Consider the following 23,772-nt stretch of genomic DNA (forward strand, 5'->3'; position numbering starts at 1 on the left):
CACCGTGCGAGGGCGGGGCCGACGCGCACCACCCCCACCCGAACGAGCGTCGGCCCGTCGGTTCAGCCGGCCGCGGCCGGGTGCTGCGCGCGGCTCACGTCGTACACCCCCGGCACATCGCGCATCACGCGCATCAGGGCGGGCAGCTCGGCGGCGTCGGGCAGCTGGAGCGTGTAGGTGTGCCGCACCCGCTGCTCGCTGGGCGGCTCGACGGTGGCGGAGACGATCGCGGCGCCCGCGGTGGCGATGGCCTCGGTGAGGTCGGCGAGCAGGCGCGGGCGCCCGAACGCCTCGGCGACCAGCGTGACCCGGCAGGCGGCGGTGTCGCCCCAGCGCACCCCGACCCTGGCCCGTCCGAGGGCCGTCATACGGGCCACCGCCGGGCACTCCTCGCGGTGGACGGTCACGGCGCCGCCGCGCACCGCGAAGCCGGTGACCGCGTCCGGCGGCACCGGCGTACAGCACCCCGCGAGCCGTACCGTCGCATCAGGCAGGTCGGTGACGGCGTTGGCGGCGCTGCGCCGGTCGGTGGTGACGGAGACCTGCGGGCGGGGCGCGGCCGCCGGGACCTTGACCCCTTCGGGGTGGGCGGCGAGCCAGCCGGTGATGGCGATCCGCGCGGCCGGGGTCCTGGCGTGGTCGAGCCAGTCCGGGGACGGCCCGGAGGCGGCGTCCTGGGCGAGCAGCAGTTGCACGGTGTCGCCGTCGCTCAGCACCGTACTGAGCGTCGCCAGACGGCCGTTGACGCGCGCGCCGATGCAGCGGTGGGCGGCCTCGCCGTACTGGGCGTACGCGGCGTCCACACAGCTCGCCCCGGCCGGCAGGCCCAGGGTGCGGCCGTCGGCGCCGAAAACGGTGATCTCGCGGTCCTGCGCCAGTTCCTCCCGTAGGGAGGACCAGAAGGTGTCGGGGTCCGGCGCGTTCTGCTGCCAGTCCAGGAGGCGGGAGAGCCAGCCGGGCCGGGTGGGGTCCTCGCGCTCGTCGGCGTCCGGGTCGGCGCCGTCGCCGGGCCCGCCACCGGCGTACGGGTTGCCGAGGGCGACGACGCCGGCTTCGGCCACCCTGTGCATCTGGTGGGTGCGGATGAGGACTTCGGCCACCGCGCCGTCGGAGCTCGCCACCGCCGTGTGCAGCGACTGGTACAGGTTGAATTTGGGGGCCGCGATGAAGTCCTTGAACTCGGAGATCACCGGGGTGAAGCAGGTGTGCAGCTCACCGAGGACGGCGTAGCAGTCGGCGTCCTCGGCGACCAGGACGAGCAGCCGGCCCAGGTCGGTGCCGCGCAGCTCTCCGCGTTTGAGCTGGACGCGGTGGACGGAGACGAAGTGCCGTGGCCGGATGAGGACTTCGGCGCTGATGCCCGCCTCGCGCAGCACCGCCCTGACGCCGTCCGCGATGGCGGTCAGCGGGTCCTCGGAGCCCGAGTTGGCCGCGATCAGGGCCCGGGTGCGCTCGTACTCCTCGGGGTGGAGGATGGCGAAAACCAGATCCTCCAGCTCGGTCTTGAGGGCCTGCACCCCCAGCCGTTCGGCCAGCGGAATCAGCACGTCACGGGTGACTTTGGCGATCCTCGCCTGTTTCTCCGGGCGCATCACGCCCAGGGTGCGCATGTTGTGCAGCCGGTCCGCGAGTTTGATCGACATCACGCGTACGTCGTTGCCGGTGGCGACGAGCATCTTGCGGAAGGTCTCCGGTTCGGCCGCCGCGCCGTAGTCGACCTTCTCCAACTTGGTGACGCCGTCCACCAGATAGGTGACTTCCTCGCCGAATTCCGCCCGTACCTGATCGAGCGTCACCTCGGTGTCCTCGACGGTGTCGTGCAGCAGCGAGGCGGTCAACGTGGTGGTCTCGGCGCCCAGTTCGGCGAGGATCAGGGTGACGGCCAGCGGATGCGTGATGTACGGCTCGCCGCTCTTGCGGAACTGGCCCCGGTGGGACGTTTCCGCGAGGACGTACGCGCGCCGCAGCACCGCCAGGTCGGCGTCGGGGTGGTGGGCCCGGTGCGCCTCGGCGACGTGCCCGATGGCGTCGGGCAGCCGGTCGCGCGAGGTGGGGCCCAGCAGGGCGGCCCGGCCCAGCCTGCGGAGGTCGATCCTGGGAAGGCCGCGGCGGCGACTCTGTGCGTCAGGATTCGTGGCCTCTGCACTCATGGGGCACCTCCGGCAGCATCGACCGGCGGTGGAAAGGCAGGCGTGCCCTCCGGGCCGGTGCTTGATGCTACCGACCCCACCACGTGGCGCAGTCCGGCTCTCGCTCAGCGTGAACCGGATCACCCATTCGAGCGAAGGTTCAGGCCATGGCCGTTTCAACCGTTTCGAGGAGCGCCGGATCGATCACGCCTTCGGCGACGATCACGGCGGGGCCGGTCATCTCGATCTCGCCGTCGGGGAACTCCGTGATCACCAGAGTCCCGCCCGGGAGGTCCACCGTGTACGTCACGGGGGCGCCGGTGACGGCGGGGTCCGTGCCGTCCCTGCGCGCCGCCGCCACGGCGACCGCGCACGCGCCCGTGCCGCACGAGCGGGTCTCGCCGGAGCCGCGCTCGTAGACGCGCATCGCCACGTGGCCGGGGCCCCGGTCGACGACGAACTCGACGTTGACACCCTCCGGGTAGACGGCGGCCGGGCTGTACGGCGGCACCGAGCGCAGTTCGCCCGCGTGGGCCAGGTCCTCGACGAAGGCGACCGCGTGCGGGTTGCCCATGTTGACGTTGCGGGCGGGCCAGCTGCGGCCCTCGACCTCGACGGTGACGCCCTCTTCCGGCAGCACGGCGCGGCCCATGGAGACGGTGATGTCGCCGCTCTTGGCGATGTGCGCCTTCTTGACGCCGCCCCGGGTGGCGATCGCCAGGTCGCCCTCCTCGACGAGCCCGGCGCGCTGGAGGTACCCGGCGAAGACGCGCACGCCGTTGCCGCACATCTCGGCGATCGAGCCGTCCGAGTTGCGGTAGTCCATGAACCACTCGGCCTCGCCGGCCATGGCCTTCGCCTCGGGGTGGGCGGCACTGCGCACGACGTGGAGCAGCCCGTCGCCGCCGATGCCGGCCCGGCGGTCGCAGAGGCGGGCGACGGTGGAGGCGGGCAGGTCGACGACGTTGTCCGGGTCGGGGAGGATCACGAAGTCGTTCTCGGTCCCGTGGCCCTTGAGGAAGGTGAGCGGCGAGGTGTTGTTCACGCCGTCAATCGTACGGGTGCCCACCGACAACGGGCCGGGGCACTCCGGGTGAGGGGCTGGGGCGATGCGTCCTCGTCGGAGCCGGCGGGCCACCGCCCTCCGCCGGGCCGGGTGTTTGCTCGTGGCGCTCAGCGCAGCCGGGCCACGCGCCACACGGCCAGGGCCACCGCCGCGGCCAGACCACCCACGTACAGCCCGATCACCCGCCAGTCGGGGCGTTCGCCCGAGCCGCGCGCGGGCAGCCCCGGCCAGGTGTAGCCGACGCGGCGGGCGGCCATCATGCCCCAGCCGGCGGCGCAGCAGCTGATCAGGAGGCCGAGCATGGCCACGACGGGGCCGCCGTCGCCGAACTCGAAGGCGAGCGGGAAGGCGAACATCAGCGAGCCCATGGCCGCGAGCATCACGATCGGCGCGAGCTGCCAGATCCGCAGCCTGCGCTGCGGGCGGATCTCGACCTCGACCTCACCGCCCTCGGCGAGCACGGCGTCGTCCTGCGGTCCGTCGGGGGTGAGCCCGACGGCTCCCGGCACGGCGGGGCCCAGGGCGCCGACGCTCAGCTCCGCGGGGCTCGGCTCCGGGGCGTCGCGGTGGGCGGGCTCCCGTCCGGCGTCGCTCACGTCCGGCCCTTCCGACACTGCCGTCACTTCCGAAGGACCCGGTTGCGCGGGCTCGTCCCGCGTTCCGTGCTCTCTGTCGCGAGGGCCGGCCTCCATCGCCACGCGCCCTCCCAACTCGGACTCCACTGGTCGATCGAGGTCGATGATGGCACGCGCGCGGGCGCCTGAATGACCGGCGGTGCGTCCCGATGCCATCACGTGATCAGGCTGTAACCGCTCGTTCGACCAACGCCAGCGCCTGCTGCGGGAGTTCCCCGCGGTGCTCGGCGGCGCCGCTCAGCCAGTGCACGCGCGGGTCCCGGCGGAACCAGGAGTCCTGCCGGCGCGCGAAGCGCTTGGTGGCGCGGACGGTCTCGGCGCGCGCCTCGTCCTCGGTGCACTCCCCCGCGAGCGCCGTGAGCACCTGCTGGTAGCCCAACGCGCGCGATGCGGTACGTCCCTCCCGCAGCCCCTGGGCCTCCAGTGCGCGCACCTCGTCCACCAGGCCCGCCTCCCACATCCGGTCGACCCGAACGGCGATGCGCTCGTCGAGCTCGGGGCGGCCGACGTCGACGCCGATCTGCACGGTGTCGTACACGGAGTCGTGGCCGGGCAGGTTGGCCGTGAAGGGCTTCCCGGTGATCTCGATGACCTCCAGGGCCCGCACGATCCTGCGGCCGTTGGAGGGCAGGATCGCGCGCGCCGCCTCGGGGTCGGCCTCGGCGAGGAGCCGGTGCAGTGCGCCGGGCCCGTCCTGCTCCAGCTCGCGTTCGAGACGCGCGCGTACCTCGGGGTCGGTGCCGGGGAAGTCGAGCACGTCGATCGCGCCGCGCACGTAGAGGCCGGAGCCGCCGACGAGGACGGGCGTGCGGCCCTCGGCGAGCAGCCGGTCGATCTCGGCGCGGGCGAGCTTCTGGTACTCGGCGACGCTGGCGGGCTCGGTGACGTCCCAGATGTCCAGGAGGTGGTGGGGCACTCCGCCGCGCTCGTCGAGCGTCAGCTTGGCGGTGCCGATGTCCATCCCCCGGTAGAGCTGCATCGAGTCGGCGTTGACGACCTCGCCGCCGAGCTGCTGGGCGAGGAAGACGCCCAGATCGGACTTTCCGGCCGCTGTGGGGCCGACGACGGCGATGACCCGCGGTGCGGGAGCTGCAGTTCTCACGGTCACAGTCTCGCAAACCTCGGCCGCCATCCCCGAACGAGTTACGTGACGGGGCGCTTGCGGGTTCGTTGCCTGTTGCGAGGTTCCGACCGCCGGTTTGCCGAACCGGTGCCCCTGGGCGACGCAATGAGGCGCTCCGGATGGGGTGGGATTTCGCCCACACGAGTACGCTATGGAGTAGATATGGGCGTTTTTTCAAGGTTTCGCCGTAAGGCCGATGAGGCTGTAGCGGAGTCAACCGAGGAGGTGGAGGCCACCACTCTGACGGCCGAGGAGGCCGTGGAGGGCGAGCAGGAGGCCGCCGCCGAGACGGATTCCGAGCCTGCCGCGGAGGCCACGGCGGAGGAGCCCGCCGAAGCGGCCGCCGCGGAGGGCGTGGAGATTCCCAAGCAGCAGTCGGCGGAGGAAGCGGCGGACAACGAGGCGGGCGAGGGCGCCCGGAAGTAACGTGGCGTACGCATGCATTTCGTACGGACCCCTGGTCGAGGGCGCACGACTCCCGAGGCGAGGGCAGAGGGAAGGTGACCACATGGGCTTCCTGGACAACCTGAAGGCCAAGCTGGCCCCCGCCAAGGACAAGGTCTCCGACTTCGCGCAGCAGCACGAGGACAAGATCGGTCAGGGGCTGGACAAGGTCGCCAAGACGGTCGACGAAAAGACCAAGGGCAAGTACAGCGACAAGATCCAAACGGGTACGGGGAAGGCCAAGGACGCCCTGGACCGGATCTCGCACAAGGACGACGGCGGCACCCCGCCACCGGCGGCCTGATCACCTCGGGGACGGCCGTGGAGCGCGCGAGCTCCACGGCCGTCCCCGTGTGGCGTGGCGGCCCGGTCGGGCTCTCGTGTCGCTCAGGACCAGACGGCGACGAAGTACCCCACGCCGTACGGCGCGTCCTCGTACAGCAGTCGGCCCCCCAGGCCCGCCCCCTCGGCGGCGCCCGCCAGCACCTGCCAGGGCGCCCGGCCGGCCGCCTTGAGCTCGTACGCGAGCTCCGCGTCCAGCTCCAACAACGCGCGCGTGTCGGCGGCGCCCAGCGCGCTCGCCACGCCCTCGTCGAAGGCGGTGGCGCGCTCGTCGAGGTAGCCGGGCGCCTTGAGGGTGCGGCAGGCGCTGCCGTCGCCCATCACCAGGAGAGCGACGCGGTCGGCCCTGGCGCCCAGGCCCCGGCCCGCGTCGGCGCAGCGGGCGGCCTCCAGCGGCTCGCCGACTCCCAGTCCCTCGACCGGGGCGTCCGACCAGCCGGACCGTTCCAGCAGCCATGCGCCGACGGCGAGCGAGGGCGGCAGCTCTCGCTCCTCGCGCGCGTCGCCGTCGGCAGGCGCCGGGCCGAGCCTGACGCGAAGGTCCACGCCGAAGCCCGCGAAGGACCCGGGCGCGCCCTGCGGATGCGGGCCGCGCGCCGCCTGGTCGGCCGGGCCGACCACGACGAGCAGATCGGGCCGGGAGGCGGCCAGCAGCCCCACGGCGTCGGCGCAGGCCTCCCGCGCGGCATCGAGCTCCGGCGCGGCGCCGGAGGCGACCGCGGGCACCAGCAGCGGCGGACAGGGGCAGACAGCGGCGGCTACGAGCATGATCCGCAGCGTAGTCGGTACGCCCGGCTTCGGCCCCGCGTGGGCGCCACGAACCGGCCACGCGCGCGTGAGCGGAGCAGTCGAAGGGCTCGGTCACCCGCGCCACGACGGGCTCGGCTCACGCGCGCGTGAGCCGAGCGGCAGCCTCAACCAGTCCGGGGTGGACGACCTCGAACCGCTCACGCGTCCGTGAGCCGAGCCCGTACGGGCACCTCACCCGCGTCGTGAGCCGTAACCCGCCACGCGCGCGTGAGCGGGCTGCCCGCGAGGGGCTTCGTCTACGCGCGCGTGGATGGGGCCCGGACGACGTGAAGGTCAGACGACGCTGCATCCGCCCGTCGCGGCCGGCAGCGGCTCGGGGACGCCGATCTTCGGCAGGCCGAGCATCACTCCGGCGGGCTGCGCCGGGGCCGCGTTGCGCTTCTCCCAGGCGTCGCCCGCGCGGGTGCGGCGCACGGCACCGGTCGGGCCCTCGGCCAGCAGGTGGTGCGGGGCGGCGTAGGTGATCTCGACGGTCACCACGTCGCCAGGGCGCACGTCCTGCTCCGGCTTGGTGAAGTGCACCAGACGGTTGTCGGGGGCGCGGCCGGAGAGCCGGTGCGTGCTGCCGTCCTTGCGGCCCTCGCCCTCGGCGACCATGACCTCCAGGGTGCGGCCGACCTGCTTCTTGTTCTCCTCCCAGGAGATCTCCTCCTGGAGGGCCACCAAGCGCTCGTACCGCGCCTGCACGACCTCCTTGGGGATCTGCCCCTCCATGGTCGCCGCGGGGGTGCCGGGGCGCTTGGAGTACTGGAAGGTGAAGGCGTTCGCGAAGCGCGCCTCGCGGACCGTGTGCATGGTCTGCTCGAAGTCCTCCTCGGTCTCGCCGGGGAAGCCCACGATGATGTCGGTGGAGATGGCCGCGTGCGGAATGGCGGCGCGGACCTTCTCGATGATCCCGAGGAAACGCTCCTGCCGGTACGAGCGGCGCATCGCCTTCAGGACGGTGTCCGAGCCGGACTGCAGCGGCATGTGGAGCTGCGGCATCACGTTCGGGGTCTCGGCCATCGCGGCGATCACGTCGTCCGTGAAGTCGCGCGGGTGCGGCGAGGTGAAGCGGACGCGCTCCAGGCCCTCGATCTTGCCGCAGGCCCGCAGCAGCTTGGAGAAGGCCTCGCGGTCGCCGATGTCCGAGCCGTACGCGTTGACGTTCTGGCCGAGCAGGGTGATCTCGGAGACGCCCTCGGCGACCAGCGCCTCGACCTCGGCGAGGATGTCGCCGGGGCGGCGGTCCTTCTCCTTGCCGCGCAGCGCGGGCACGATGCAGAAGGTGCAGGTGTTGTTGCAGCCGACGGAGATGGAGACCCAGGCCGCATACGCGGACTCGCGCCGGGTCGGCAGTGTCGAGGGGAACGCCTCCAGCGACTCGGCGATCTCGACCTGCGCCTCTTCCTGGATGCGGGCGCGCTCGAGGAGCACCGGCAGCTTGCCGATGTTGTGCGTGCCGAAGACGACGTCGACCCAGGGCGCCCGCTGGACGATGGTGTCGCGGTCCTTCTGGGCCAGACAGCCGCCGACGGCGATCTGCATCCCGGGCCGCTTCGTCTTCATCGGGGCGAGCCGGCCGAGATTGCCGTACAGCTTGTTGTCGGCGTTCTCGCGCACCGCGCAGGTGTTGAAGACGACGACGTCGGCGTCACCGTCGCTGCCCTCGGGCGCGCGTACGTAGCCCGCGCCCTCCAGGAGGCCGGACAGCCGCTCGGAGTCGTGCACGTTCATCTGGCACCCGTAGGTGCGCACCTCGTACGTTTTCAAACCCTCTACCTCGCTCATCTCGTACACCAGGGTACGAGGTCGTACCGACAGGCCGCCCCGCCCTTCCCCGACCCCGGGCCTGGCCATCACGGGGAGTGAGCTGGCAGGATCGCGCCATGCTCCAGGCCCTCCCCCGCGTCAGCCGCCGCCGTGCCCTCCAGGGGGCGGTCGCGGCCCTGGTGGTGTTCGGGCTGCTGCTGTGGTGGCTGCTGTCGCTGGGGGCCGCGCGGCCGTCGGGGACGATCACGTTCAGTACAGGCGTGCGGACCGGGGTCTACCAGCGGTACGGCGAGCTGCTGGAGCGGGCGCTGGCCGACGATCTGCCCGAGGTGGACGTCCGGCTCCAGACCAGCGAGGGCTCGCAGCAGAACCTGAAGCGGGTGGCCACCGGGCAGGCCGACTTCACCATCGCGACCGCCGACGCGGTGGCCAAATACCTCCGCGACGACTCCGTCGGGGCCGACCGGCTGCGCGGCTGCGCCCGCCTCTACGACGACTACGTCCAGCTCGTCGTGCCCCGCGACTCCTCGGTGCACACGACGGCGGACCTGCGCTCCAAGCGGGTCGGCATAGGCCAGCCCGGGTCGGGGGTGCGGCTGCTCGCGCAGCGGCTGATGACCGCCGCCAAACTGGATCCGGCGCATGACATCACTCCGGTGTCGGCGGGCATCGACACCATGCCGGAGCTGCTGCGGACCGGGAAGATCGACGCGTTCTTCTGGTCGGGCGGGCTGCCCACCACGGCGGTGCTGCGGCTGTCCGAGCAGGACCAGATCCGTCTGGTACCGCTGGGCGACCTGGTCACCGAGCTGCACGCCGAGGACGGCCTCACCGGTTTCTACCGGGCGGCGACCATGCCCGCCGACGCCTATCCGCAGGCGCAGCGGGGCGTCGCCGTACCGACGATCGCGGTGGCGAACCTGCTGGTCACCACGGACCGCACGGACCCGGGTCTGACCGAGGAGTTCACCCATACGGTGATCCGCAGCAGGGACGCCATCGGCCGCGAGGTGCACGCCGCGCAGCTGGTGGACCTGCGCACCGCGATCTACACGGAGCCGCTGCCGCTGCACGACGGCGCGCGCCGCTACTACCTCTCGACCAAGCCCTGACCCGCGGCGGCCACCGGCGGGCGCCTCAGCCCGTCGGCGAGGTGCGCGGCACCCGGAGCGTCACCCGCAGGCCGTGCGGCTCGTGGTGGGCGTAGGTGATGGTGCCGTCGCCCGCCGCGAGCAGGGTCCGCGAGATGGACAGGCCCAGGCCCGAGCCCTTGACGTTCTGGTGCCGGCCCGAGCGCCAGAACCGGTCCCCGATCCGGCTCAGTTCGTCGTCGGTCAGGCCGGGTCCGAGATCGGTGACCGTGATCTTCGAGTAATCGCCGTCGGCGGCGACGGCGACCGTGACCTCCTCACCCTCCGGAGTGAACTTCAGTGCGTTGTCGATGACGGCGTCCAGGGCGCTGGAGAGCGCCACGGGGTCCGCCCAGGCGGTGACGGCGGCCCGCTGCTCGGTGAGCCGCACGCCCTTGTCCTCGGCGAGCGGACGCCAGGCCTCCACCCGCTCGCCCGCCAGCGCGCCGATGTCGGTGAGCCGGAGGTCCGCCTCGGTGTGCTCGGCCAGCGCCAGGCCCAGCAGGTCGTCGAGCACCTGGGCGAGGCGCTTGCCCTCGGCGCGCACCGAGGCGATCTCCTCGTTCCCTTCGGGCAGTTCGAGCGCGAGGAGTTCGATGCGCAACAGCAGGGCGGAGAGCGGGTTGCGCAACTGGTGGGAGGCGTCGGCGACGAAGGCGCGCTGCTGGTCCAGCACGTCCTCGACGTTGTCCGCCATCTCGTTGAACGACCGGGCCAGCCTTCTTAGTTCCGGGGGTCCGCCGGCGACCGCGACGCGTGACTTCATGCGCCCGGTCGCTATGTCGTGGGTGGCGGCGTCCAGGACGCGTACGGGCCGCAGCACCCAGCTGGTGAGCCGGAAGGCCGCACCGACCGCGAGCAGCATCGCCGCCACCTCGCCCGCCGCGATCAGCAGCCAGCCGCGCAGCGCCCGCGAACGCATGTGCCCGGTGGGCGAGTCGGTGACCACCACGGCGATCACATCGCCCTCGCGCACCACCGGGGAGGCCACCACGAGCCGTCCGCGCTGCCACGGCCAGACCTGGGGCGGATCGTGGCTCCTGCGGCCCGCCAGCGCCTCCAGGAAGGCGTCACCGCCCTTGCTGTCGTCCGGCACGCCCCAGCCCCTGGGGGCGCTCGCCATGGCCACGCCGTTGCGGAAGAAGACGCCCGCGCGGATCCCGTACAGCTCGTGGTAGCGGGCGAGTTCCTCCTCCAGGGTGGCCAATCGCTCCTTGCTGCTGGTGTCCTTGTCGTCGGCGGCGGTGACGAACTGGGCGAGCGCAGCGAAGCGCGCGGTGTCGTCGATCCGGTCGACGACCACCTTCTGCTGCTGGGCGGAGGCGACGCTGATCGCGAGCGGGAAGCCCAGCGCCATCAGGACGAGGGCGAGCAGGAAGATCAGCAGCGGCAGGAGTCGCGTACGCACCGGGGGTGTCGGGCCTTACAGGGCGGCCGGGGCGACGAGCCGGTAGCCGACGCCGCGCACGGTCTCGATCAGGGCCGGCATCCGCAGCTTGGAGCGCAGGGACGCGACGTGCACTTCGAGCGTGCGCCCCGTGCCCTCCCAGCTGGTCCGCCACACCTCGCTGATGATCTGCTCGCGCCGGAAGACCACGCCGGGCCGCTGGGCGAGCAGCGCGAGAAGGTCGAACTCCTTGCGGGTGAGCTGGACGCACTCGCCGTCGACGCTGACCCGGCGGGTGGGCAGCTCGATGTGGACGCGCCCCAGCCGCAGGGCGACCGCCGGGATCGCGCCGCTGTCCTCGCCCGTGGTGGTGCGGCGGCTGACCGCGTGGATGCGCGCCAGCAGCTCGCCTGTGTCGTAGGGCTTGACCACGTAGTCGTCGGCGCCGAGGTTCAGTCCGTGGATGCGCGAGCGCACGTCCGCGCGCGCGGTGACCATGATCACCGGGATGGCGGTGCGCTTGCGGATCTTCCCGCAGACCTCGTAGCCGTCCTGGTCGGGCAGTCCCAGGTCGAGCAGGACGACCCCGAAGGGCTCCTTGGGGGCGCGGTCGTCGGGCAGCAGCGCCCGCAGCGCCTCCTCGCCGTTGCGCGCGTGCACCACGGCGAAGCCGTGCTTGGCGAGCACGGCGGACAGGGCCGCGGCGACGTGGTCGTCGTCCTCGACGAGCAGCAGTCTCATCGTCCCCCCTTCCGTAGTCGTCGCCAGGCATGTACTCCCGCATCCACGCCCATGCCGCGGGTGTGCGTCAAGGGGGCACCCACCGGAGCGCGGCATCCGTTACGCAGCCGGTATTGCACCGCGCGCCCCCTTCACGGAGAGTGCCACCCCGCTATCGGATCGTGATGCTCAATTTCCGCTCAGATGTAATGACGCTGGTCGTAGCGGCGCACTACGTTCCTCCCCAACCGAGGAAGAGCGGAGCTGGAAGCCGATGAGCGGAGTATCAGTGGCCAAGGACGCCGAGGACGCGGCACCCGCGTCGGGCGACCTGGTCGTGCTGAGCAACGTCAACAAGCACTTCGGCGCGCTGCACGTGCTCCAGGACATCGACCTGACGATCGCGCGCGGCGAGGTCGTGGTCGTGATCGGACCGTCGGGGTCCGGGAAGTCCACGCTGTGCCGCACCATCAACCGCCTGGAGACCATCGACTCCGGGGCGATAACGATCGACGGGAAGCCGCTGCCGCAGGAGGGCCGCGAACTGGCCCGGCTCCGCGCCGACGTCGGCATGGTCTTCCAGTCGTTCAACCTCTTCGCGCACAAGACCGTGCTGGAGAACGTCATGCTGGGCCAGACCAAGGTCCGCAGGACGGAGAAGAAGCAGGCCGAGGCGAAGGGCCGCGCCCTGCTCGACCGGGTCGGCGTGGGCACCCAGGCCGACAAGTACCCCGCGCAGCTGTCCGGCGGACAGCAGCAACGCGTCGCCATCGCACGCGCGTTGGCGATGGACCCGAAGGTCATGCTCTTCGACGAGCCCACCTCCGCGCTCGACCCAGAGATGATCAACGAGGTCCTGGAAGTCATGCAGCAGCTGGCGCGGGACGGCATGACGATGATCGTCGTCACCCATGAGATGGGCTTCGCCCGCTCCGCCGCCAACCGCGTCGTCTTCATGGCCGACGGCAAGATCGTCGAAGAGGCCGCGCCCGACCAGTTCTTCAGCAACCCGCGCAGCGACCGGGCCAAGGACTTCCTGTCGAAGATCCTTCACCACTGAGGCTCCCCGCGGACCCGGAGCGGCTGCCCAGTGCGGCTCCTTCCGCCACCGGCGCCACCGGCCGACGGCCCCCACATCTGAGCGATTCAAGCGACACGAGGGATGTTCACATGAAGCTCCGCCAGTCCGCCGCCTTCGCGGCGATCGCTGTGCTCGCGCTGACCGCGACCGCCTGCGGCGGCAAGTCCGGTTCCGCGGGCGACAAGCAGGCCGCCAAGCCCGGCCAGTCGGGCGCCCCGCAGCTGCCCACGTACACCGTCGCCAAGGACGTCACCCTCGACTCCCCGACGTTCAAGGCGGCCAAGGCGCGCGGCAAGCTGATCATCGGCTCCAAGGCCGACCAGCCCTACCTCGGCTTCGAGGACCAGTCGACCAAGGAGCGCTCCGGCTTCGACGTCGAGCTGGCCAAGATGATCGCGGCCGACCTGGGCTTCACCAAGGACCAGATCGAGTGGAAGACCGTGGACTCCGGCATCCGCGAGACCGCGATCTCCAAGGGCCAGGTCGACTACTACCTCGGCACCTACACGATCAACGACAAGCGCAAGAAGCTGGTCGGCTTCGCGGGCCCGTACTACAAGGCCGGCGCCGACCTGCTGGTCCGCAAGGACGAGACCGCGATCACCGACAAGGACACCGTCAAGGGCAAGAAGGTCTGCTCGATCGTCGGCTCCACCCCGCTCCAGGAGATCAAGAAGCCGGAGTACGGCGCGAAGGTCGTCGAGCTCGCCAAGTACTCCGACTGCGTGCAGCAGCTGCTGACCAAGCAGGTCGACGCGGTCACCACCGACGACTCGATCCTCAAGGGCTACGCGGCCGCCAACCCCGGCAAGCTCAGGGTCGCCGGCCACCCCTTCACCCAGGAGCCGTACGGCGTCGGCATGAACAAGGACGACAAGGCGCTGCGCGACTTCGTCAACGACGCGATCGAGAAGCACGTCAAGGACGGCACCTACAAGAAGATCTACGAGGCGACGCTCGGTCTGTCCGGCGCCGGCTACGTCGACCCGCCGGCCGTCCAGCGCTACTGATTCCCCCCACGGGTGGGACGCCCTCTACGCGCGCGTAGAGGGCGCTCCCTGCCCTGCCCGCCCAGCCGCCCGCCGACGCGGAGACCTCATGAACGTACTGCTCGACAACTTCTCGGAATTCCGTGACGGCTTCATAGGAACCGTGGAGATCACCGCCGTCAGTTCGGTCATCGCCCTGGTCCTCGGGCTGCTGCTGGCCGGATTCCGGGTCTCGCCGGTGCCGCCGCTGCGCTTCTTCGGCACCGCCTGGGTGACGCTGCTGCGCAACACCCCGCTGACCCTGCTGTTCCTCGTCTTCTTCTTCGTCGTCCCGGAGATCTTCTTCCCGGGGATGAGCCCCTTCCTGCTCGGCTCGCTCGCCCTGGGCTTCTACACCGCCTCCTTCGTGTGCGAGACGGTCAGGTCCGGCATCAACACCGTGCCGCTGGGCCAGGCCGAGGCCGCCCGCTCCATCGGGATGACGTTCACGCAGACCCTGCGCCTGATCGTGCTGCCGCAGGCCACCCGGACCGTCATCCCGCCGCTGAGCTCGATCTTCATCGCGCTCACCAAGAACTCGGCGATCGCCGGCGCCTTCAGCGTCACCGAACTCTTCGGCTGGCAGAAGCTGATGAGCGACCAGGGCTACGACATCGTCCCCGTCTTCGTCTGGGTCGCACTGGGCTACCTGGTCGTCACCTTCGCCATCAGCGGCGCCTTCCGCCTGCTGGAGAGCCGCATGGAGGTCGCCCGATGAGCGCCAGCGTTCTCTACGACGCGCCGGGCCCCAAGGCCGTCGTACGCAACCGGATCTACGCCGTCCTCGGCTCGCTCGCCATCCTCGCGCTGCTCGCCGTGAGCATCGTGCGACTGTCGGACAAGGGCCATCTCGCACCCGAGATGTGGGACATCTTCAACTACTCGGGCATCCGGCAGAACATCGCCGACGGCGTCGTCGCCACCCTGAAGGCCTTCGGCCTGGCGGCGGTCGGCTCGCTGGTCCTCGGTGTGCTCCTGGCGGTCGCCCGGCTCTCCGACCACAAGCCGGTCCGCTGGGCCGCCACGGGCTTCATCGAGCTGTTCCGGTCGATCCCGCTGCTGATCACCATCTACGCCGTCTGGGTCGGTTTCCTGACCGACTACTCGATGTGGGCGCTGGCGCTCGGCCTGTCGATCTACAACGGCTGCGTCCAGGCCGAGGTGCTGCGCGCGGGCGTCAACTCCGTGCCCAAGGGCCAGCGCGAGGCGGCGTACGCGCTCGGCATGAGCAAGACCCAGGTCATGACCAGCGTGCTGATGCCGCAGGCGGTCCGGGCGATGCTGCCGACGATCATCAGCCAGCTGGTGGTGACCCTCAAGGACACCTCGCTCGGCTTCATCATCCTCTACCCCGAACTGCTCCAGACGGCCCGTCTGATCGCGAGCAACACCCAAGTCAACGGCCAGTACCCGTACGTGTCGACGATCGTCGTCATCGGCAGCATCTACGTGGCGATGTGCCTGGCGCTCTCCGGGCTCGCCACCTGGATCGAGCGGCGCGGCCGGCGCGCGAAGACCGGCATCACGATGGCCGCTGCGGCGGCCCCGGTGACCGCCGCCGCCCCGGTCGGTACGGTCGTGGGAGCCGGTGCCGAAGCGCCCGACGGGCCCGGCGGTACGACAAACTGACGGACTATGAGGCAGTGGCGCTCGCGTCACTGCCTCCGTCACTTGACGCAAGCACCCGCAGTGGGTTGCATACGTTCTGTGATCGTGCACCGGGTCCTCAGCGCCACCTGCCAGCCGTCCCGCCGGGCCCAGGGAGCCACGCCGTGGACCCGGTGATCGTCGTCGGCGCCGGTCCGGTCGGACTCGCGCTCGCCCTCTCCCTCGCCGCCCAGAAGGTGCCCTCCGTCGTCCTGGACGAGGGATCCGGCGGCGAGGAGCCCCGCCCGGTCCGTACGGCCGTCCTGCGGCCCGACACGGCCGCCTTCGCGGAACGGCTCGGCTGCGCGGCGGTACGCGACGAGGGAGCCCGCTGGACGGGCTGGCGGGCCATGCGGCGCGGCACCCTGCAACGCCAGGTCTCCTTCGGAGACGGTCTCGACGGCGGCCCCTCGCCCGTCCATCTGCCCCAGCACGCCCTGACCCGCGGCCTGCGGGACGCGGCCGCCGCCTCCCGGCTCGTCCAACTGGCCTCCCGGAGCCGTCTGGACGCCCTGGAGCAGGACGACAACGGCGTCGCCGCCCACACCACCGACCCGGGCGCCACCTGGTGGCGCGGCAGCTACCTGGTGGGCTGCGACGGCGCGCGCTCCACCGTGCGCAAGCTCCTCGACGTCCGCTTCGCCGGGCGTACGGCGGTGGAGCGCCAGGCCGTCGTCACCCTGCGCACCGAACTCCCCTGGCCCGGCGAGGCGTTGCTGCACCGGCTGCCCCCGTGGCGCACCGGCGGCGACGAGGTGACGGCCCGTCCGCTGCTCGACGGGACCTGGCGCGTCGACTGGCTGCTGCCGCCCCGGGCCGAACTCGTCACCCCGGACGCGCTGATGGGCCGGCTGCGCGACACGCTGGCCGGGTGGTGCGGCACGACTCCCTCGTACGAGCTTCTCGACACCGGCGTGTACACGCTCCACCACCGCCTCGCCCGCCGCTGGCGGGTGCGCCGCGCCTTCCTCGCCGGGGACGCCGCCCATCTGCTGGGCGCCGTGGGCATCCAGGGCCTCGACGAGGGGCTTCGGGACGCCTCGAACCTGGCCTGGAAGCTGGCGCAGGCCTGGCACCACGGCGCCTCCGAGGTGCTGCTCGACAGCTACCAGACGGAGCGCCGCGCGAGTGTCGCCGCCCGGCTGCGCGCCGCCGACCAGGCGATGTCGGTCCTGCGCGGCGGCGGAGGGCTGCGCTCGTACATCCCGGGCGCGGCGCGCGGCCACGACACGCTGCTCGCCGACGGCCACCTGGGGCACGGCCCGCTCGGCGCGCCGCCCTCCTACCCGCACTCCCCCCTCGCGCCCCCACCCGCCGAGGCGCACGCGCCGGTCGGCACGGAAGCGGGCGCCCCGGTCGAGGACATCCCCGTAACAGCTCCGGACGGGTCCACGGTGGCGCTGCGAGATAGGCTGAACCGGGGCCGCCTCCTGGTGGTCCTCATCGCACCCGGCACCGGCGTCTGGGACCGGCGGCACTGGCTGACCGCCGGGGTGATGCCGCGCCTGGCGGCCGCGGTGAGCTCCCTGCCCGCCGACGCCGAGCTGCTGGTGGCCGAGGAGTACCCGGGAGCGGCGGCCCACACCGTGCTGCTCGTGCGCCCCGACGGACACCTGGTCACCGCGTTCGCCGGGGTGTGGCCGGGCGAGCTGTACACGGCCGCCGACGCGGCGCGCGGCGGGGCCGTCGTCCACGCGCGCGTGGAGGACCGCACCGCGGACATCAATTGACCGACACGGGCTCACATGGTGTACTCCGGAACGTGACCGACACCGATGTGCGCCTGTGGCGGAGGGTCCATATGGACCTCGTCCGCTACGCGGGCTGCGTGTGTCGCCCGTCCTGCTGATTCGCCCCTCCCTCCTCGCGCCGCCGGGCCGCTGTCCGGCGTACGCGCGCACACGCGAACTTCCCCAGGACGGTCCCACGTGTCACCTTCCGTGCACCCCTCTACGCCCGATTCCACCCGCGCCTCCCTCTCCGGACCCGCCGCCCCCTCCGCGCCGAGCCAGGCGGACCTGCTCGACTTCGCCCGCCGCACCGCCGCCGACGCCTCGCTCGTCGCCTCCCTGCCGCTCGACCCGCAGGGCAGGACCTGGATCCGGCTGGACGGCCCCGGCGGCAGCGAGGCCTGGCTGATCGGCTGGCCACCGGGCACCGGCACCGGTTGGCACGACCACGGCGGCTCCCACGGCGCGTTCGCGACGGCGGCCGGGACGCTCAAGGAGGACTCCCTGGCGGCCAGGCTGCCGACCGAGGGGTGGAAGACGCTGGAACTCGCCGAGGACCTCGACCGTTCACGAAACGTGGAGGCCGGAAAGGGGCGGGCTTTCGGGCCGCACCACGTCCACGAGGTGCGCAACGAGTCGACGACCGAGCACACGATCTCGGTCCACGCGTACTACCCGCCGCTGCCCCTGATCCGGCGCTACAGCCGTACGGGCGCGGTGCTGCGGCTGGAGCACGTCGAGCGCCCGGAGGACTGGCAGTGAGCGAACGCCCGGTGGGAATCGACGAGTTGCTGGACCGGGTCCGCGAGGACCTGGACCGGGTCGAGGCGCGGGAGGCGCACGACGCCGCGCGGGCGGGCGATGCGCTCCTGGTCGACATCCGGTACGCGGCGCTGCGGGAGCGCGACGGCCTGATCCCCGGAGCGCTCGTCGTCGAGCGCAACGAGCTGGAGTGGCGGCTCGACCCGCAGGGCAGCCACCGCGCCCCGGAGGCCACCAGCCACGACCTGCGGGTCGTGGTGATCTGCAACGAGGGCTACGCGTCGTCCCTCGCGGCCGCGTCCCTGCGCCAGTTGGGGCTGCACCGGGCGACGGACCTGGTCGGCGGATTCCAGGCGTGGCGCGCGGACGGGCTGCCGGTGACGAGCCCCGCCGGGTGACGCGGATGCGGACGGGCTTGGCAGGCTTGGCCGATGGCAGATCTGAGACCTGACAAGCCTGGCCGGATGACAGGCGCGAGGGCTGCCGGTCAGCGGGCGTTCACCCGCTGACCGGCAGCCCTGGCCTGGACCGGTGGAGGAGGTGGCCGAGCGCCGGGGGCGGCGGCCGAGGAGGGCTACTGTTTGCTCGTGGCCACCTCCACCGGGCGTACGACGAGCGCCATCCGCCCGGGCAGGGCCGTCGCGACGAGGGCCAGCAGCCCAGCGACCCCGACGACGGTCACGTACACCAGTGGAAGGACGGCCGGGGCTGCGCTGCCCGTCATGCCCACGCTGAAGGCGGTGAGCACTGCGAGCGAGATCCCCGAGCCGAGCACCGCGGCGATCAACAGCACCGCGACGGCTTCGAGTCGGAGCATCCGCAGCACCTGGCGGCGCGTGGCACCCGCGAGCCGGAGCATCGCGAACTCCCGGAACCGCTCGGACACCGACATGGCGAGCGTGTTGACGACGGCGATGGCGGTGAAGGCGAGCACCAGCCCCATGGCCAGGTAGTTGACCTCGGCGCCCGCCCGCTGTCGGTCGGCCTGGAGCCGGTCGACACTCGAACGGGTGACAACGGACAGGCCGGGGAACTCCTTCACCGCAGCGGCGAGTTCACTCTGCGTAACCGTGCTGGCGGCGGAGACCAGGACGGTGGATGCGAGGGGGTTGTCCATGTGGTGGGCGAGCAGGTCGTGCGGGAGGGTGACGTCACCGAAGCCGAGCCCGCGGGCGTATACGGCGGCGACGGTCAGGGTGGCGGGCGTGCCGTCGCCGAGAGTGAGCTTGAGCGGGCTGCCGGGGTGCAGCCCCAGCTGGTCGGCGGCGAGTTGGCTGACGGCGACGGCGTTCTTGTCCCGAGTGAGCGGTTCGAGGCTGCCGCGCGTCACATCCGGGTCCCAGGTGCGCACGAGACCGACCGGAGTGACGCCCTGGGCGGCGTACTTGTCGAGGCCGACCCGGACGGTGGTCCGGACGATCTCGGTGGTGGCGGCGACACCGTGGATCGTACGGATCTTCTCGGCGGCGCGGGCCGGGACACCCGGGCCCTGCGCGACGAGCACCCAGTCTGCGCGGAGGCCGTCGCGGGCCTGGGCGCGGGCGGCGTCACCGAGTGTCGGCTGGACGAACAGGACCGTGCAGGTCATACCGATGAGCAGGGCGAGCGGAGTGACGGCGGCGGCCATCCGAGCGGCGTTCCCGCGCAGATTGGCGGTGGCGAGGCGGCCACCGGAACCGGCGAGCCGCAACGGCCCGGCGAGCAGCGCGGCCGCGCCCTTGACCAGCAGCGGACCGAGCAGGGAGATGGAGGAGGCCAGGACAACAACCGCGAGGAAAGTAACGGGATTTGAAGCGGGTTCGGTGCGCAGCCCGCTCAATACGACGACGAGGACGATGCCACCCGCGAGCAGGAGCAGACCGGCGATGACCCGCCCCCAGGCGGGGCGAGCGCGCTCCACGGCGGACTCGGCCATGGCCTCGGCGGGACGGATCCGGGAGATGCGGCGCGCCGAGATACGGGCGGCACCCCACGCGCCGAGCAGGGTCGCGGCGACGGCGGCAAACATCGGGAAGACGCTGACGGCTCGCTCTAGGGTGACCGGGATGGCGCCCATCGCGACGAACCGGCCGTGCAGCCAGGCCCCCAGTGGCAGCCCGGCGAGGGAGCCGAGCACCCCGGCGACCGCGCCCACGAGCAGAGCCTCGCGGCCGATCAGCTTGCGCACCTGCCGGGGAGTGGCGGCGATGGCGCGCAGCAGGGCGAGTTCACGGTGGCGCTGCTGGATGGAAAGGGCGAAGGTACCGACGACGACCAGGACCGCGACGAGCAGCGAAGTGCCGCCGATGGCACCACCCATGGAGACCAGCTTGGTACGGGCCCCGGCCGCGTCCAGGAACTCCACGGCGCCTCGGGCATCGCCGGTGGAGATCCGGGCGGGGCTACGAGGAACATCCCCGTCGGCCGCGCCCCGACCGCCACCCGCCGCGACGGCGAGCGCCTCGCCGATGTCCGCCTTCAACTTCCCGACGTCCACCCCGGGTTCGGGGACGACGCCGATGGCGGAGAGCTGCCCGGGCCGGGCGGCGAGGCGCGCGGCTTCGGCGGCGGAGAAGAAGAGGGAGGTCTGGCGCTTGAGCTGACCGGAGGAGGGAGCGGCTACCCCGGTGACGGTGTACGTCTGCGGGGACTGGGTCGACTGCACCGTCAGCCGGTCGCCGGGGGCGAGGTGGGCGCGCGTGGCGAGCCCCTGGTCGATGACGACGTCAGTGGCCGCTCTCGGGGCACGTCCCTGGACAAGCGAGAAAGGAGTGAGCGGAGCGGACTCCCAGCTGTGCCCGTACGTCGCCTGGGCCGCCCCGCCCTTCACCAATGGCTGGGCGAGAAAGGCGAGTTCAGGGACGGCGGACTTGACGCCGGGCACGGCACGTACGGTCGGGAGCAGCCGGTCGGGCAGCCAGGCTCTCTCGGCGACGGGTTTGGCCTTGTGCTTGACCTTGGTCTTGCCCTTCTTCTCCTTGACCGTGGTCTGGTGGACGTTCTGGTCGGCGGAGACGATCAGGGGTGCGGCGGCATAGCGCTCGGTGGCTATCTTTCCGCGCAGCCCGGTCTCCAGGAGCGTCCCGCAGGCGGTGATCAGCGCGGCCGCGCACATAAGGGCGGTGAACGCACCCAGGAACCCGCCCTTGCGGTCCCGGATGGTCTGCAAGGCGTAGCGCAACATCATGAGGATCCCTCGGGTGCGTGAGTTTCGGGGGTGGAGGCGGGGGTGGGGAGGGGGGCGGGGGCGGGGGCGGGGAAGGCCATCAGCCGGGTGTGCACGACACGTGCCCCGGTCGGCGTCTCCCCCTCCGCGCGCTTGTAGCGGTTGAGGAGGGCGATGTACTCCTCGAAGAACTCCCGGAGTTCGGCGTCCGTGAGCCGGATCTCACTGCGTGAGTAGGCAAAGTCGTCGGTGGTGCTCTCGCGCTGGAGCCGTTCGAAGAGCTCGACGTCGGCCGCGTAGGCGTGGTGGTTCAGCTCGTCCATGGCGAGCCGCATCTCCGGGGTCTGACGGCTGCGGGGTGGGAAGCGCCGGTCGCCGGGGACGGCCCGCCACCAGCGTTGCCGGCGCGGGCTGTTGCCCTCGGTCTCCTCGACGAAGCCGTACCGGGCGAGCTCGCGCAGGTGGTAGCTGGTGGCGCCGGTGTTCAGGCCGAGGCCGCGCGCCAGGATCGCGGACGTGGCCGGGCCGTGGAGTGCGAGGTACTGAAGGATCTGCTGTCGCCGCGGCTGCGCCAGCGCCTTGAGCGCGGCGAGATCCGCGATCTCGGTACCGCCGGGTTCCTGTGCCATGCGTACACATTCGCCTGTGCACAGATACCTGTGCACTGGAGCGCCCCGGCGTCCTCGGGGTGGGGATATCCCCCGCCCGGTGCGAGGGAAGCACCGTTTCAGCAGGTCACAAGGGGGTGGTGGCAGCTGGACGGAGAGGGGCGGGACCCGCACACGACAACGCCCCCGGCCGGGTGACCGGGGGCGTGTGTGGCTATGGGGCGGCGAGTTGCCCGGGCTCTTGGGCGGAGATTCGGGCCTCGGGTTGGTGGACTGCTGGGCAGGTGGGCAGATCCCAGGGCTGGCCCAGCCCCACGTCTCACGTCCCGCTCAGTACGTCTCGTACAAGTCGTCCGCGGTTTCGCCCTCCGCTTCCAGGGCCTGGCGGACGACTCTGAGGGCCATGCCTTCCGGGTAGCCCTTGCGGGCCAGCATGCCGGCGAGGCGGCGGATGCGGCGGTCGCGGTCCAGGCCTCGGGTGGAGCGGAGCTTGCGGGCCACCAGCTCCCGCGCGGTCTCCTCCTCCTGGTCGGAGTCGAGCTGCCCGACGGCCTCGTCGACGACCGCCGAGTCCACGCCTTTGGTGCGGAGCTCGCGGGCGAGTGCCCGGCGGGCCAGGCCGCGTCCGTGGTGGCGGGATTCGACCCAGGCCCCCGCGAACGCCGCGTCGTTGATCAGCCCGACCTCTTCGAAGCGCGAGAGGACTTCCTCGGCGGCCTCGTCGGGGATCTCGCGCTTCTTGAGGGCGTCGGCCAGTTGCTTGCGGGTCCGGGGGGTCCCGGTGAGCAGGCGCAGGCAGATCGCCCGCGCCCGCTCAGCCGGGTCCTGCGGTGCCGGTTCCTTCTCGGCCCTCGACGAGTCGGCGCCGTCACCGAGTCCCTCCGGGCCGGCCCGTCGGGAGCCGGCCCGCTTCGGGCCCGGCCGCCCGGACCGGGCCCGGTCGGGGCCCGTCCCGTCCGGCTCGGCCCATTCGGTCCTGCGTGTCATGGTCTAGCTCTTGGCAGCGGCGGCCTTGGCCGTCTTGGCCTTGGTGGCCGGGGCGGGCACGGATGCCGCCTCCGCCTCCGAGGTCGCACCGGCCGCGTCCGGGCCGGGCTCGGCCTTGGGGTCCTCGGGCCGGACGCCGACGCCCAGCTTCTCCTTGATCTTCTTCTCGATCTCGTTGGCGAGGTCGGGGTTGTCCTTCAGGAAGTTGCGGGCGTTCTCCTTGCCCTGGCCGAGCTGGTCGCCCTCGTACGTGTACCAGGCGCCGGCCTTGCGGACGAAGCCGTGCTCGACGCCCATGTCGATCAGGCCGCCTTCGCGGCTGATGCCCTGGCCGTAGAGGATGTCGAACTCGGCCTGCTTGAAGGGCGGCGCGACCTTGTTCTTGACGACCTTGACGCGGGTGCGGTTGCCGACCGCGTCGGTGCCGTCCTTCAGGGTCTCGATGCGGCGGATGTCGAGGCGCACCGAGGCGTAGAACTTCAGGGCGCGGCCACCGGTCGTGGTCTCCGGCGAGCCGAACATCACGCCGATCTTCTCGCGGAGCTGGTTGATGAAGATCGCGGTGGTCTTGGACTGGTTGAGCGCACTGGTGATCTTCCGGAGCGCCTGGCTCATCAGCCGGGCCTGGAGGCCCACGTGCGAGTCGCCCATCTCGCCCTCGATCTCCGCGCGCGGCACCAGGGCCGCGACGGAGTCGATGACGATCAGGTCGAGGGCGCCCGAGCGGACCAGCATGTCGACGATCTCCAGAGCCTGCTCGCCGTTGTCCGGCTGGGACAGGATCAGGTTGTCGATGTCGACGCCGAGCTTCTTCGCGTACTCGGGGTCCAGGGCGTGCTCGGCGTCCACGAAGGCCACCTGGCCGCCGGCCTTCTGCGCGTTCGCCACCGCGTGCAGGGTCAGGGTCGTCTTGCCGGAGGACTCCGGTCCGTAGACCTCCACCACGCGGCCGCGCGGCAGACCGCCTACGCCGAGCGCCACGTCGAGCGCGGTCGACCCGGTGGGGATGACCTCGATGGGCTCGTTCGGCCGCTCGCCCAGGCGCATCACCGCGCCCTTGCCGAATTGCCGTTCAATCTGTGCGAGCGCGGCGTCCAGCGCCTTCTCGCGGTCGGTTCCTGCCATGGGTTCCACCCGGTTTGCTTGAGTCGATCGCTTCACGTCAAAGACGCTAACCCCTGCCACTGACAATGGGCCCCGGAGTCCCTCCCGCCTGTGGATAACCCCACCGGAAACCCGGCGGAAC

24 protein-coding genes are annotated in these 23,772 nt (G+C 71.8%); 12 read left to right on the top strand and 12 right to left on the bottom strand.

Annotation, left to right across the window (positions count from 1 at the left end):
* Positions 1–62: 62 nt before the first annotated feature.
* The 4 genes from QIY60_RS03880 to miaA all read right to left on the bottom strand — a co-directional run bounded on the left by QIY60_RS03880 (position 63) and on the right by miaA (position 4,932).
* Positions 63–2,150 carry an HD domain-containing protein gene (locus QIY60_RS03880; RefSeq protein ID WP_283141152.1) on the bottom strand — a complete coding sequence of 696 codons (2,088 nt, stop codon included), beginning with the start codon at positions 2,148–2,150 and terminating at the stop codon, positions 63–65.
* Between the two features lie 139 nt (positions 2,151–2,289).
* Entirely contained in the window at positions 2,290–3,183 is an 894-nt protein-coding gene (dapF, locus tag QIY60_RS03885; protein WP_283145806.1) for a diaminopimelate epimerase, read from the bottom strand.
* Between the two features lie 119 nt (positions 3,184–3,302).
* The gene (locus tag QIY60_RS03890) at positions 3,303–3,893 is read right to left on the bottom strand and encodes a hypothetical protein (protein ID WP_283141153.1); all 591 of its coding nucleotides are present in this window, start codon (positions 3,891–3,893) and stop codon (positions 3,303–3,305) included.
* A gap of 100 nt (positions 3,894–3,993) precedes the next feature.
* Positions 3,994–4,932, bottom strand: coding sequence for a tRNA (adenosine(37)-N6)-dimethylallyltransferase MiaA (miaA, locus tag QIY60_RS03895; RefSeq protein WP_283141154.1), 939 nt, complete (start codon positions 4,930–4,932; stop codon positions 3,994–3,996).
* Between the two features lie 246 nt (positions 4,933–5,178).
* Between miaA and QIY60_RS03900 the strand changes: the two genes are divergently transcribed.
* Entirely contained in the window at positions 5,179–5,379 is a 201-nt protein-coding gene (locus QIY60_RS03900; RefSeq protein ID WP_349253896.1) for a gliding motility protein, read from the top strand.
* Positions 5,380–5,461: 82 nt separating this feature from the next.
* Positions 5,462–5,701: an antitoxin gene (locus QIY60_RS03905; RefSeq protein WP_283141156.1), complete on the top strand. Its 240-nt coding sequence runs from the start codon at positions 5,462–5,464 to the stop codon at positions 5,699–5,701.
* An 83-nt stretch (positions 5,702–5,784) separates the two neighbouring features.
* On the opposite strand, the gene QIY60_RS03910 is transcribed toward QIY60_RS03905, so the two are convergent.
* Positions 5,785–6,507, bottom strand: a complete 723-nt coding sequence (locus QIY60_RS03910) for a class III extradiol dioxygenase subunit B-like domain-containing protein (RefSeq protein ID WP_283141157.1) — start codon at positions 6,505–6,507, stop codon at positions 5,785–5,787.
* Positions 6,508–6,574: 67 nt separating this feature from the next.
* Between QIY60_RS03910 and QIY60_RS03915 the strand changes: the two genes are divergently transcribed.
* Positions 6,575–6,700 (top strand): hypothetical protein, encoded by a 126-nt coding sequence (locus QIY60_RS03915; RefSeq protein WP_283141158.1) that lies wholly within the window; start codon positions 6,575–6,577, stop codon positions 6,698–6,700.
* Between the two features lie 122 nt (positions 6,701–6,822).
* Here QIY60_RS03915 and miaB read toward each other — a convergent pair whose 3' ends face one another.
* A complete protein-coding gene (gene miaB / locus QIY60_RS03920; protein ID WP_283141159.1) occupies positions 6,823–8,319 on the bottom strand; it encodes a tRNA (N6-isopentenyl adenosine(37)-C2)-methylthiotransferase MiaB in 1,497 nt (498 codons plus the stop codon).
* Positions 8,320–8,417: 98 nt separating this feature from the next.
* On the opposite strand from miaB, the gene QIY60_RS03925 reads away from it, so the two are divergent.
* Positions 8,418–9,413 (top strand): TAXI family TRAP transporter solute-binding subunit, encoded by a 996-nt coding sequence (locus QIY60_RS03925; protein WP_283141160.1) that lies wholly within the window; start codon positions 8,418–8,420, stop codon positions 9,411–9,413.
* Between the two features lie 25 nt (positions 9,414–9,438).
* On the opposite strand, the gene QIY60_RS03930 is transcribed toward QIY60_RS03925, so the two are convergent.
* Together QIY60_RS03930 and QIY60_RS03935 are read right to left on the bottom strand one after the other, a co-directional pair.
* Positions 9,439–10,839: a HAMP domain-containing sensor histidine kinase gene (locus QIY60_RS03930; RefSeq protein WP_283141161.1), complete on the bottom strand. Its 1,401-nt coding sequence runs from the start codon at positions 10,837–10,839 to the stop codon at positions 9,439–9,441.
* Between the two features lie 15 nt (positions 10,840–10,854).
* Positions 10,855–11,559: a response regulator transcription factor gene (locus tag QIY60_RS03935; RefSeq protein WP_266984475.1), complete on the bottom strand. Its 705-nt coding sequence runs from the start codon at positions 11,557–11,559 to the stop codon at positions 10,855–10,857.
* 253 nt (positions 11,560–11,812) lie between these two features.
* On the opposite strand from QIY60_RS03935, the gene QIY60_RS03940 reads away from it, so the two are divergent.
* From QIY60_RS03940 to QIY60_RS03970, 8 genes are all read left to right on the top strand, one after another.
* A complete protein-coding gene (locus tag QIY60_RS03940) occupies positions 11,813–12,598 on the top strand; it encodes an amino acid ABC transporter ATP-binding protein (RefSeq protein ID WP_283141162.1) in 786 nt (261 codons plus the stop codon).
* A gap of 110 nt (positions 12,599–12,708) precedes the next feature.
* Positions 12,709–13,629 carry a glutamate ABC transporter substrate-binding protein gene (locus QIY60_RS03945; protein WP_283141163.1) on the top strand — a complete coding sequence of 307 codons (921 nt, stop codon included), beginning with the start codon at positions 12,709–12,711 and terminating at the stop codon, positions 13,627–13,629.
* Between the two features lie 88 nt (positions 13,630–13,717).
* On the top strand, positions 13,718–14,365 hold the full coding sequence (locus QIY60_RS03950) for an amino acid ABC transporter permease (protein WP_101390499.1): 648 nt from the start codon (positions 13,718–13,720) through the stop codon (positions 14,363–14,365).
* Entirely contained in the window at positions 14,362–15,276 is a 915-nt protein-coding gene (locus tag QIY60_RS03955) for an amino acid ABC transporter permease (protein ID WP_283141164.1), read from the top strand. The genes QIY60_RS03950 and QIY60_RS03955 overlap by 4 nt, the downstream gene beginning before the upstream one ends.
* A gap of 143 nt (positions 15,277–15,419) precedes the next feature.
* Complete coding sequence (locus tag QIY60_RS03960; RefSeq protein WP_283141165.1) at positions 15,420–17,024, top strand: FAD-dependent monooxygenase; 1,605 nt, start codon at positions 15,420–15,422, stop codon at positions 17,022–17,024.
* 47 nt (positions 17,025–17,071) lie between these two features.
* Positions 17,072–17,143 (top strand): putative leader peptide, encoded by a 72-nt coding sequence (locus tag QIY60_RS32725; protein ID WP_309544753.1) that lies wholly within the window; start codon positions 17,072–17,074, stop codon positions 17,141–17,143.
* A 91-nt stretch (positions 17,144–17,234) separates the two neighbouring features.
* A complete protein-coding gene (locus tag QIY60_RS03965; RefSeq protein ID WP_283145807.1) occupies positions 17,235–17,786 on the top strand; it encodes a cysteine dioxygenase in 552 nt (183 codons plus the stop codon).
* Positions 17,777–18,184, top strand: a complete 408-nt coding sequence (locus QIY60_RS03970; protein WP_283145808.1) for a rhodanese-like domain-containing protein — start codon at positions 17,777–17,779, stop codon at positions 18,182–18,184. The genes QIY60_RS03965 and QIY60_RS03970 overlap by 10 nt, the downstream gene beginning before the upstream one ends.
* Before the next feature lie 176 nt (positions 18,185–18,360).
* On the opposite strand, the gene QIY60_RS03975 is transcribed toward QIY60_RS03970, so the two are convergent.
* The 4 genes from QIY60_RS03975 to recA form a co-directional block, all read right to left on the bottom strand.
* Complete coding sequence (locus QIY60_RS03975) at positions 18,361–20,952, bottom strand: FtsX-like permease family protein (RefSeq protein WP_283141166.1); 2,592 nt, start codon at positions 20,950–20,952, stop codon at positions 18,361–18,363.
* On the bottom strand, positions 20,949–21,560 hold the full coding sequence (locus QIY60_RS03980; RefSeq protein WP_283141167.1) for a helix-turn-helix domain-containing protein: 612 nt from the start codon (positions 21,558–21,560) through the stop codon (positions 20,949–20,951). The genes QIY60_RS03975 and QIY60_RS03980 overlap by 4 nt, the downstream gene beginning before the upstream one ends.
* A 309-nt stretch (positions 21,561–21,869) precedes the next feature.
* Positions 21,870–22,526, bottom strand: a complete 657-nt coding sequence (gene recX / locus QIY60_RS03985; protein ID WP_283141168.1) for a recombination regulator RecX — start codon at positions 22,524–22,526, stop codon at positions 21,870–21,872.
* A 3-nt stretch (positions 22,527–22,529) separates the two neighbouring features.
* Positions 22,530–23,651 carry a recombinase RecA gene (recA, locus tag QIY60_RS03990; RefSeq protein ID WP_283141169.1) on the bottom strand — a complete coding sequence of 374 codons (1,122 nt, stop codon included), beginning with the start codon at positions 23,649–23,651 and terminating at the stop codon, positions 22,530–22,532.
* Between the last annotated feature and the right edge of the window lie 121 nt (positions 23,652–23,772).

Origin of the sequence: Streptomyces sp. BPTC-684 (genome assembly GCF_030028635.1) — a bacterium.
Lineage (GTDB): Bacteria > Actinomycetota > Actinomycetes > Streptomycetales > Streptomycetaceae > Streptomyces > Streptomyces noboritoensis.

What these genes read in the sequence shown, in the direction of transcription:
- QIY60_RS03880 (WP_283141152.1), bottom strand. Translation starts at nt 2,150, where the DNA reads ATGAGTGCAGAGGCCACGAATCCTGACGCACAGAGTCGCCGCCGCGGC.
- QIY60_RS03905 (WP_283141156.1), top strand. Translation starts at nt 5,462, where the DNA reads ATGGGCTTCCTGGACAACCTGAAGGCCAAGCTGGCCCCCGCCAAGGAC.
- QIY60_RS03910 (WP_283141157.1), bottom strand. Translation starts at nt 6,507, where the DNA reads ATGCTCGTAGCCGCCGCTGTCTGCCCCTGTCCGCCGCTGCTGGTGCCC.
- miaB (WP_283141159.1), bottom strand. Translation starts at nt 8,319, where the DNA reads ATGAGCGAGGTAGAGGGTTTGAAAACGTACGAGGTGCGCACCTACGGG.
- QIY60_RS03925 (WP_283141160.1), top strand. Translation starts at nt 8,418, where the DNA reads ATGCTCCAGGCCCTCCCCCGCGTCAGCCGCCGCCGTGCCCTCCAGGGG.
- QIY60_RS03935 (WP_266984475.1), bottom strand. Translation starts at nt 11,559, where the DNA reads ATGAGACTGCTGCTCGTCGAGGACGACGACCACGTCGCCGCGGCCCTG.
- QIY60_RS03940 (WP_283141162.1), top strand. Translation starts at nt 11,813, where the DNA reads ATGAGCGGAGTATCAGTGGCCAAGGACGCCGAGGACGCGGCACCCGCG.
- QIY60_RS03945 (WP_283141163.1), top strand. Translation starts at nt 12,709, where the DNA reads ATGAAGCTCCGCCAGTCCGCCGCCTTCGCGGCGATCGCTGTGCTCGCG.
- QIY60_RS03950 (WP_101390499.1), top strand. Translation starts at nt 13,718, where the DNA reads ATGAACGTACTGCTCGACAACTTCTCGGAATTCCGTGACGGCTTCATA.
- QIY60_RS03955 (WP_283141164.1), top strand. Translation starts at nt 14,362, where the DNA reads ATGAGCGCCAGCGTTCTCTACGACGCGCCGGGCCCCAAGGCCGTCGTA.
- QIY60_RS03975 (WP_283141166.1), bottom strand. Translation starts at nt 20,952, where the DNA reads ATGATGTTGCGCTACGCCTTGCAGACCATCCGGGACCGCAAGGGCGGG.
- QIY60_RS03980 (WP_283141167.1), bottom strand. Translation starts at nt 21,560, where the DNA reads ATGGCACAGGAACCCGGCGGTACCGAGATCGCGGATCTCGCCGCGCTC.
- recX (WP_283141168.1), bottom strand. Translation starts at nt 22,526, where the DNA reads ATGACACGCAGGACCGAATGGGCCGAGCCGGACGGGACGGGCCCCGAC.
- recA (WP_283141169.1), bottom strand. Translation starts at nt 23,651, where the DNA reads ATGGCAGGAACCGACCGCGAGAAGGCGCTGGACGCCGCGCTCGCACAG.